The sequence below is a fragment of the Vibrio sp. 1580 genome (genome assembly GCF_033340055.1).
In genome coordinates, this window is record NZ_JAWOVT010000024.1 from 24,004 (window position 1) to 34,044 (window position 10,041).

The window sequence follows — 10,041 nt, forward strand, 5'->3', positions numbered from 1 at the left end:
CCACCGATTGAGGGAGGGACGAGTGAAGAGGTTCGCGAAATAAAGCAGGTTCCCGGCTTCTGATTTTTCTCGTTTAGAAAAGGCTAAAGGGAACTATTCGCTTTTGGTGGGTAAACAACGTAATTGTGAAAACTTTAAGCCTGATTTTGAGTAGGGCTTTTACTTGATGAATAATTTATAAGAACGATACACTGTACTTTTATATTTTCTTCTGAGCCATTAGTTATGACCCCAAAACAGCAGCTCCTCGAATACCGAAAAACTAAATACCACATTCAGGAAAGTAGTGGTGAGAGTATGCTTGGCGATGACATCAAAATCGATTTGCATAATAGTGTTCAAGTGTTGTCTGAGCAGCTTTATTCAAAGGACGTGCACTTTGTTTTTGAATTAATCCAGAACGCTGAGGATAACCACTATGCAGTAGGAGTGGAGCCTAAGTTGCATTTCGAGTTGCTGGATATCGACCCCACTGGTACTGCCGGGACTAAAGGTTGTTTAGCTATTTATAATAATGAACTGGGTTTCGAACTTAAGAACGTTAAGGCTGTGTCCTCTGTTGGGGGGTCAACTAAGAAGAACAGCAAAGATTCAGGCTACATTGGAGAAAAAGGCATTGGGTTTAAATCTGTCTTTTCTGTGACACCTTCACCTCACATTTATTCAAATGGATTCCAATTCTCTTTCCGTGACAGTGATGAGAAAACGGGACTTGGTTACATTATTCCTTATTGGGAAGAGCGCGTCCCAGAAGTAGTTCAAAAAAATCTTGGGACTTACAACACCTGCATCTTACTTCCTTTGCGAGATGATCCTGAACTAGACTGCCTTTTAAAAATTCGACAGGAATTGGACAACCTAGATGCTTCGTTACTTTTGTTTTTGAATAAAATCAGTGAGTTGACAGTTCATCTAGATGGGAGTACACGACGTTACTCTAAGGAAGAGCACGAAAGCTACACCTCGTTAATTAATGAGAGTGAAGGAAATACAAAGACCACTGACTATATTGTAAGAAAAAAAACAATACTTGTTCCTGAAGACTTAAAAGAGAGCAAACGAGAGAACGTAATTAAGCGAGAGCTCTGTTTAGCATTCCCCAAAGGCCTTACAAATCCGTTTAACCCAAGGTTCAAAGTCTTTTCTTATCTTCCGACAGAGGTTTTTAGTGGGCTTCCATTCTTAATCAATGCTGACTTTTTATTACCAGCTAGCCGAGAAAGTATATTAGTTGATAAAAAATGGAATCATTGGATTTGTAATCAAGTGGCAGAGTTTGCCGCTGATAGTATTTGTGAGTTAGTCCGAACACTTCCCATGAGCGAAGCGTTTTGTTGGATACCTTTGAGAGAGCACTGTAACTTAGAGTTCTTGTCACCAATTTTTGAACACACATCTTCGACACTTCGTAAGCTACGTTTTATTCCTACTACAGACGGTCAGATTGCAACGCCTCTTGAGGTGACTATTGCTCCTCCTCCTTTGACTGAATTGCTCGAAGGGATGCCTTGTGACGATGATTATCAGGAGTTGCGTTTTGCCAGCCAGCAGGCCTATAACTTTGAAAAACAATTGAGCCCTCTGATCAGTAAAGTTGAGAACCGTCCTCTTGCGCTCGTTGTTTTCTTACAGGCGATAGAAGATGAGTTAACACAGCAACCGATGAGTTGGTTTATCCAACTGTATTCTTGGCTTTCAAGCATTAATAACCCGTGGGCATGTAAATCCACATTTGAGAGTTCTAGAATTATTCCTTGTAAAAATAATCGACTTCTATCGACAGAAGATAAAGTGTTTGAAAACTCAAACACTCGCATTGAATACCCAGATTTGTCTGCAAACGGAGTTAAAGCTGATTTTTCCCTATTGAATCCAGAGCTGCAGAAACTGCTTGCGGATGAGCAGATAGTTCGAACATTTATCAAGAGCTTTTTTGGAATCATGCCAATGAGTCAAGATGAATATTTGTTCAAAGTAGCGTTGCCATTTTGTGAAGAACACATCAATGAAATCAGCAAAGACTCTCTTTGGGCAGTAAACCAATTCGTGGTTCAAAACTGGGATTCACTTAAAAAAGAGAACTTGTGCTTACTGAGCTCTAAATTGCCGCTTAAAGTAGAGTCCGGAGAGTTCGTTATTAACGTTTTGGATAAGCAACACGTTGTAACTCCGCCATCATATGAAGGTGGCACAGAGTGGAAAACCATTTATAGTTCCGAAGAAAAACAAGAGTTTATTGTCCTTTCTGACGACTATATTCGTTTGTTCCGTGAATATCCAAAACGTTCAGTAAGCGACATTTTTTCGGTATTCAAAGCAAGTAGCCGACCTGTTAAACACCACAGCATCAACATCTACCCTTTTGAAATTCTTGATAATCAAAACTTTTCAAAGACTTATAGGGACTATCTCTATAAAGAATTCAAAACTATGCAGTCTGGACCTAGCCGGCCCAGAAAAAAAGCTTGTTTAATTATCTCTCCAGCTTGTCTTTTCGCCCCCCAAAAGTTTGAAGACACAGAATTCCGTAAAAATTTCTATCGTTGGTTGACCCGAGCTCTGGAAAAAGAGTCGGGAAGAGTCGCGATGGTCAACAGCAAGCGTTCATGGAAATTGGAGCCTATTCAGTACTTTTACAATCATCACCACCAAACGCAAGTGGATACTGAGTTGTGGTTTGCGATGAAGAGTTTGGCTTGGTTACCAACTAATAATGGCTTAAAGGCGATTGGGGAAGTATTCGCGGCAACAGATGAGAATATCCGAAACTATGGAGATGCACTCAACTTTGTTAGCGAAGAGGTACCTTCTGAGTTAGTCAAATTACTGGAAATTCCGGTAGAAGTATCAGCGGATTCAATACTTAAAACCTTAAGGTATTGGTCAGAATGCAACCAGAAGATGGATATCCAAAAGTTATCGACTATATATCGTCGTTTAGCGAACCAGGTTGATGACCTTAGAGAGCTTTTTGAAAGAGAGGCATTGATCTACTGTCCATCTGGTGACAAATATTGGTGCACCGCCAAGCAGGCAATTTGGTCTTCCCAGTCTTCGGTTTTAGGAGATCAGTTTCACTGGCTTTCCGATTTCTACGACGAGCAGATTCGACTGTTTTGGATCAGTTCTGTTGGCGTGGCAGACAAGCCTAGCCCTGAACATTTTGCACGGGCATGGTTGGCGCTGCAGGATGAGGAGGCTAATGGTAAACTGCGAGATCAATTAGAGGTCATTTATGACAGGTTGCTGGCTTATCTTCGAAAATTGGGAGGAGAAGAACACCCTGATTGGCTTCAAGAGTTTGTGGAAGAGGCTCGTTGTTTCAGCTACAAAAATAAAAAACATGGTACTCATTGGGTTCAGCCCCAAAATATCTACGCGAGTGATGTTCATCGTTCGTTACGTACCGAGTTAGAACGGGAAGGGGTTAAGTTTCTCTGGATACCAGAAGGGAAAACTCAAAGTCGTTATGAACCTCTTTTTCAATTGTTGGGAGTCCAAGCTACCAGTGAAGTGCTTGAGACCGAAGCCCAGTTTTCGGGGGACTTGTGTGAAGCTCCGGACAACCCCTTATTGACGATGGCCACAAAGAGATTGCTAGCGTGCTTAGTAAAAAGTACGTCAGACAAAGATTGGCTCACTTCTGAGCAACTGCAAGACGTAGTTCGAGCAAGTGAGGTGCTGGTTGGTAAACAAATCGACATCTGTTACAGCCTTGGCAGGGTAACGGTGCGTATAAATAGCAGCACATATGCTGGAGATGGCGCTATCTATTATACCCCGCAAGATAGCGAAGAGTTATTAAAAGAAGACGTAGCTTCTGAACTGTCAAAGATGCTGTTTCGTCGAGACTTCAGACGGCACGAAGATACTATTATCCGTCTTCTTGGTGCGAGCGATAAAAGAGCAGAGTCCTTTATGGATAGAAAAGGGTGGAACCTAACCAAAAAAGAAAACGACGAACTGCGAAAAATGATGCAAGCCTTGAAAACAGAAGCGCCGCCAGAGTTTGAGCTAGCAAATGATGAAGTCGCAGAAGGCAGTTCTTCGGAAATAAAAGGCCCCGCTCTAGAAGAGCAACCTGTGTCTAAGGAAACCACTGCTCCGACAAGTGAAAAGCTCGCTAGTAACGAGAACCCGACGAAAAGTACTATCCCAGAGCAACAGCAAAAACCAGCCCTTGAAGGTAAACTTGAGCATAAAGACAAAGATAAGGTAGAAACAACAAACGGTGGCGCAAGCAAGAAATACACTAGCTCAGAAAGCACCACTAAGAAAAAGAGAACAACACTATCTTTGCCTGATGAGGTGAAGAAGAAAAGAGCGACATCAGATAGCAGTCATCCCCCTAAGACAGGGAATCGAAAAGAGAGTGCCTCATCAAGCGATACTATTAAGGGTGACTCTTCTGGGTTCCGAATGCTGAGCTATGTTAGCCCTAATGGACATGATGGGGAAAGGTTGGATAACAGCTGCACTTCAGAGACAAAAGAGTATGCAGATCGGGCCGAACGACTAATTTGTGAACTACTTGAGCGCTCTGGGTTTGAAGCGACGTTGTTAGGAGGTACCAACCCCGGCTATGACATTTTAGCTAAACGTACGGACAGCGATGAGCGTATTTATGTTGAAGTTAAGAGTGTACTAAATAACTGGAATGCTACAGGCGTGGGCTTAAGCAAGACTCAGTTTGATCTCTGTTTGAAAGAGCAAGATAACTATTGGCTTTATGTTGTAGAGCAGATGGCCAGTGATGAGCCAGTGGTGCACAGAATAGTAAACCCAGCAGAGAAGATTGGGGCTTATTATTTCGACCACAACTGGCGAAAGCTAGTTGAAAAAGAAGAGAATGAGAAAGCTGAGCGCTCGAAAGGGTTAGAATTTTACGATATGTTTGATAATGATGACCCCGATGCTATTTTTGATAACATCATGCAAAGTTCTGATAATGGATCATAACAATGAAAAGAGATTGGGAAGCACTTTCTCTTCTTTGCTAAAGATATTCAGAAGTTGCGATATAAAAAGGCTTCCATAGCTCTAAAACTTAGGTGGAAGCCTATATTGGGGTGCTAGCCGTGGGGTAACTAGTTCAGGAATTCTCTTCCGTATGCACCACTTTCTGCTGCTTTACCAGCAATGATTTCGTAGCCAATACCAGAAGCCACGCCCATTAGGTCAGCGGCATCTTTCTTGTCTCTTACATTTTGAGAGTCAATCATGTGCTCGCCTTTAACCTCAATCATCACATAAGAGCCATCTTGTTTCTTGATCAAGAAATCTGGGTAGTAGCTGCGAACGCGCTGTGTCTCGCTATCCACATAATGAATCACAAAGTCGCTCTGGCCGTGCGTTAGCATACCAGTAAACCAAATCTTATCGACTTTCTCCTCGTGTAACATGCTCCAGAAGAAGTCTCTCTCTGGATTAGAGTCAAAGCAATAGTTATCGAGGTGGAAACTTTTTGCGACATTAGGGTTTGACTCATTGCTAGACTTACTAATAACCTTATCTTTCGATACCGTTACAGGGTAATAGCCTGGGTCGATTGGTGGTTCTTTCACAAGGTCGACTTCGAATTCCTCAGTAATAGTTTCGGCTTCGATGTCATAGATAGCCTTGAACAGGCGAGGAATAACCTCATCGTAAAGCACCTCGTTGAACTCATTTACCATCTTCAAGATACCTTCGAAGCCTTCGCTGGTACCTGCCACTATTTTCTCGACCTCCAAACACGGTTTGTTCAGGTAACGAGCAATATCGGCAACCAGTGTAAGCTTTGAAAAAGTGCGCTGTTCTTTGATATGGGAAATATCGCTATGCACTCGAGATTTCGCGGAGCCAAGATCATCTGGCATCAGCAGGCCGTCTTGGGTCGAGTGAATTATGCGATATCTGTCAACATCGACATCTTTTAGTCCAAGCTCATAGCCTTTGTCCAAATCTTCTTTTTCAATCAACTTGAACTGGCGACGTACGCGCTTAATCGGAATCTTAATGCTCGGATGCTCGACTTTTACTTTCACCGTCACCTTGTTCGGATCCGGCTCTTTCATCTCGTCGGCAGAAATGCGGAAGTTCGCTTGAAGCTCTTTATCTAGCAGCTTCATATTTTCATCGGTTAAGAATACTTGACCAGTGTGCTGGCGATCACCAACAGCCCGTAAACAACGCATGGTAGCTTGAAGTATAAATATCTTAGACTTCGGCTCACGGAACATCGCCACAGAGAACAGCGAACGACAGTTCCAACCTTCGCGACCTTTATTCACCAACAAGATAAATTGTTTTTCCGATTTCGGCGTATCTAGGCGGTTAAACTCGCGAATGTCGTCATCCGTAGTGAGCTTCTTATCACCAACGTTAACCAAAATTCGGTCTGATGATATCCCACGTTTAGCGAGAATTTCCTCTACTGCAGGGCGAACCACATCGTTTATCTCTTCGATCGTCGTCCCGAAAATAGCCATTTTAGGCAACATATCTTCTGGGCGACCTACTTCTTCGGCACCTTCTAAGAACTTGTCGATTGCAATCTCTAGAAACTGCTTTTGACGAGTCTGAGTAAAGCTGTGCAACTTCACCTGTTTCAGGTAATTATTGTCTATTGCCTTACGCAAACCATAGGCGTAGACCACCTCTGGTAGCACATCGTTACCAACGTAAGGGGTACCCGTGTAGTTATAACAGCCAACGACCCTAGTCCCGGCTGCTTTTAGATTGATTGCTAGTTCATCAATCGTCTTACGCAAAGAGTTCGCCGTATTATCGGATTTCGCGCCCATATCTTTTGCGAGCTTCGCACCAAAAGCATGGTGTGCTTCATCGACAAAGATCCCTAGCTGAGGAAGGCGCTTGATTTTCTCAAAGCGTTGGTTAGTCACAAGATCGGCTTCATCTTCTGGAGCGACGTTCATTGTTTCTGAATCAAGACCGAGAACGTCCATCATGTCATCAACAACGCCACCAATGCCCTGATAAGCTTCCTTACCCGAGCTAAACAACTTGTCCGCTGTTGATTTTCCCTTGTTATCGCGACGCAAGATGATCTTCTGGCTGTTCGATACGATGATGTTGAACTTAGATCCATCAAGTGTATTAAGCGACACCCCAGCATCTTCTAAATAGTGAAACTTAAACTCTGCAACAATCGGCATGTATTCCGATGGCACGACTTTGGTGTGGTCGAAAGACTCGATCTCGCGCAAAGACTGCAGCACCGTCTTATCTGGTGCAAAAATAAGCGCGTTTTGAATAAAGCGGTTGTCGTCTTTGCTCTTTTTGTTGCCAGCCAAGAAATCATAGAAGATACAAGTGGCCATCAAGATGGTTTTACCGGTACCCATCGTCAGAGCGAAGATGTAGTTAGGATACAGTCGGCCACCATTGCTGGCCTTCATCTTTTTAAAGATGCCCTTGTAGTCCTTCTCAGACATCTCCCAGAACATGTCCCCTTGCATTAGCTGGCCATCAATGGCGCCAATACCTGATACACGTTCTTCGAAGCGTCCTTTGTTACCGTACCAATCTTCGAAAAGCTGATAGACAGGTTTGTTGTCCAAAAATTCTTTCAAGAAGACGTAAATCTCGAGCGCTTCGAACTGCGGTGTGCGCAAGAAGCTACCCGGACGAGAAGGGTCGTTAAAATCGAGAAACGCCTTACTCAGACGAGAATAGTGTTTGCGAACCGTACCGCGATGCATCTTATAGAACTCGTGTAAATGCACGTAGAATGCGTTGTTGAGTTCGAAGTTCTCTTGAGCATTTTTAGCCATGCGCAATCACCTCTTCATAAGATTCAGAGAGTAAATCAGTAATCTTAATCTTGATGTTATTCGCGCCTTCTGGGATTTCGTATTCGCCAGCGACAAACTCGTCTTTTGCTGGAATATCAATAACAATAGGCTCCATCACAGCGCCATCGTAATTCCAGTCGATCATGATAGATTCGACCATTTCACGCCACTCAGTCACGTCGTCTTTTTGTTGGCTAAGCTTTTGTAGCAAGTTGCGTGGGTAGAAGGATTCGATAAATAACTTACCGTCTTTGATTTCAATAGACGCTTCCGAGTCGTACTTAAAGTTAAGGTCAGACTTATCACGCAGAATATCGACCACTTCGACTTTCATCTTGTAGCCTGATTCATTCTCAAGAATTGCGCCGAGTCCTGGCTCATGCCCCATACAAACCAGCATGATCTCTTCTACTGGTTGATTTGGATTCGCTTCTTTACGTTCCTCGAATTGCTTATAAGGGAAGCCTTGAATTAGATCGTTTAAGTCTTCTTTGGTCGCTATGCGGTTAACTGGCATTATTTTAACTTTGAAACCGTCTTTTTCACCGTCGTATATAGTATTAGAACCAAGCGGTTGGACTTCTAAGGCTTCAAGGAGAAGTTCCTTTGCCTCGACAGGATTACGGAAAACCTCATAGTTATTAACGTTATAAACTTCAAAGTTTACGTTAGCCGAAGCCAGTCTCTTGGTTGTTGTTTGAACAGCACCAAGGTTGATATCAGCACCAATAAACTTTCTCCCCAATCTATTTGCAGCTTCTTGTGTCGTTCCTGACCCCATAAAACAGTCAAAAACTATACTATCCTCATTGGTAGATGTTTTTATTATTCTATCTAACAAGGCAATAGGCTTTTGAGTTGGGTAATTAAGCCTTTCTTTGGTGGAAGCCCCCATTCCAGCTAAACTGCGAATATCATCCCACACATCTTGTACTGGACGACCAGGCATCTCATCAAGATATCGTTTGTATTTTGGCACTGTCCCTGGTTTTGTTTGTACTATTCTTCCTTGAGCAATCAACATCTCCATCTTCTCTTTGCTGTATCTCCAGTAGCGAGACACACCCATCACTTCATAATAAGGGTTACCTTTTGATGCCCCTCCCGGACCTTGAATATTGTCTAACCAATAGCGACGACCAGTACCCTCTTCAATAAACTTGTAGTACTTATCAATGTACTCTTGCTCATAAGGAGTATATTGCTGATTGAAGATACAATGGGAACCTTTACGGTAATGGAGAATATATTCGTGTAGACGACCTAAATGAGAAGCTCCTTGCTTACCATCACTGTGAGCATGGCCTCTCTTCCAAACAATTTGATTTACTAGATTCTGCTCACCAAACAGTTCATTCATAATACATCTCAAATGATGCTGTTGGTGCCAGTCGCATTGGAGATAAATAGAACCTTGTGGCGAAAGTAGTTCTTTAATAAGAATTAAACGCTCATACATGAACTGTAAGTAACCATCATTATCCCAGATATCACCATATTGTTTCTCCTCAAACGCTTGCATATCTGAGGCTGCATTCTTACTTTTTAAGGTAATGTTTTTCTTGTAGTCTGCCTTTGAATCAAATGGAGGATCGATATAGACCAAGTCAACCTTTCCACGAAATTCTTTCAACAAGTGACTCATCACCTGAAGGTTATCCCCCCAGAAAATCTTGTTAATCCAACCGCTATCATCTTCTTGGCCGTATACTTCTTTTAGTTGCGCAGGGAAATACTGAGTCGAACGGAATGGACGTTTACCTTTCCAATTAAGCATTGGGTAGCCTTTAATCGGCTCAAATTCGTAGTTTTCTACGTTGGTCTGGTCATTAGACATAGTCTTATTCTCTTTGTTCTTTGATGTCACTTAGCACTTACTAAGCGCAAAACTTCCAATTTTTTCGGTCACAATAAGCACGAGCGCTGCAGTCGACACATGTCTTGTCTGGTCGAGCTTTGAGCGAAAAATCTTTGTTTTCTATCTTGTCGACAATACTATCAAAGTCTTCAATGGTTTGGCCGATCGCTGCCGTATTTTTATTAAAACTGATGGTCGGTAAGCCTGAAGATTCACCAGTAAAATAAAGGTGCATTTTGCTCACCTTGTAGCCGGTATTTTCTTCGACCAAGTGCGCGTAGATCTCGAGCTGGCGCTGATGGTGCAAAATGCGCTCTCGGTCCTTTTCCATATTTGGCTTGCGCTCAGATTTGAAGTCAATAATCTCGACGGTATCGCCTTCACCTT

4 protein-coding genes are annotated in these 10,041 nt (G+C 42.7%); 1 reads left to right on the forward strand and 3 read right to left on the reverse strand.

From position 1 onward, the window contains the following. Window positions 1–225: 225 nt before the first annotated feature. A complete protein-coding gene (locus R7093_RS22945; protein WP_318146828.1) occupies window positions 226–4,959 on the forward strand; it encodes a DUF3883 domain-containing protein in 4,734 nt (1,577 codons plus the stop codon). Between the two features lie 128 nt (window positions 4,960–5,087). On the opposite strand, the gene R7093_RS22950 is transcribed toward R7093_RS22945, so the two are convergent. From R7093_RS22950 to R7093_RS22960, 3 genes are all read right to left on the reverse strand, one after another. Continuing rightward, window positions 5,088–7,775, reverse strand: a complete 2,688-nt coding sequence (locus tag R7093_RS22950) for a DEAD/DEAH box helicase family protein (protein ID WP_138939193.1) — start codon at window positions 7,773–7,775, stop codon at window positions 5,088–5,090. Further along, entirely contained in the window at window positions 7,768–9,633 is a 1,866-nt protein-coding gene (locus tag R7093_RS22955; RefSeq protein WP_132937362.1) for a site-specific DNA-methyltransferase, read from the reverse strand. The genes R7093_RS22950 and R7093_RS22955 overlap by 8 nt, the downstream gene beginning before the upstream one ends. Before the next feature lie 40 nt (window positions 9,634–9,673). After that, window positions 9,674–10,041: PD-(D/E)XK nuclease family protein (locus R7093_RS22960; RefSeq protein ID WP_318146829.1), on the reverse strand; the 368-nt coding region annotated here is incomplete at its 5' end.

What these genes read in the sequence shown, in the direction of transcription:
- R7093_RS22945 (WP_318146828.1), top strand. Translation starts at nt 226, where the DNA reads ATGACCCCAAAACAGCAGCTCCTCGAATACCGAAAAACTAAATACCAC.
- R7093_RS22950 (WP_138939193.1), bottom strand. Translation starts at nt 7,775, where the DNA reads ATGGCTAAAAATGCTCAAGAGAACTTCGAACTCAACAACGCATTCTAC.
- R7093_RS22955 (WP_132937362.1), bottom strand. Translation starts at nt 9,633, where the DNA reads ATGTCTAATGACCAGACCAACGTAGAAAACTACGAATTTGAGCCGATT.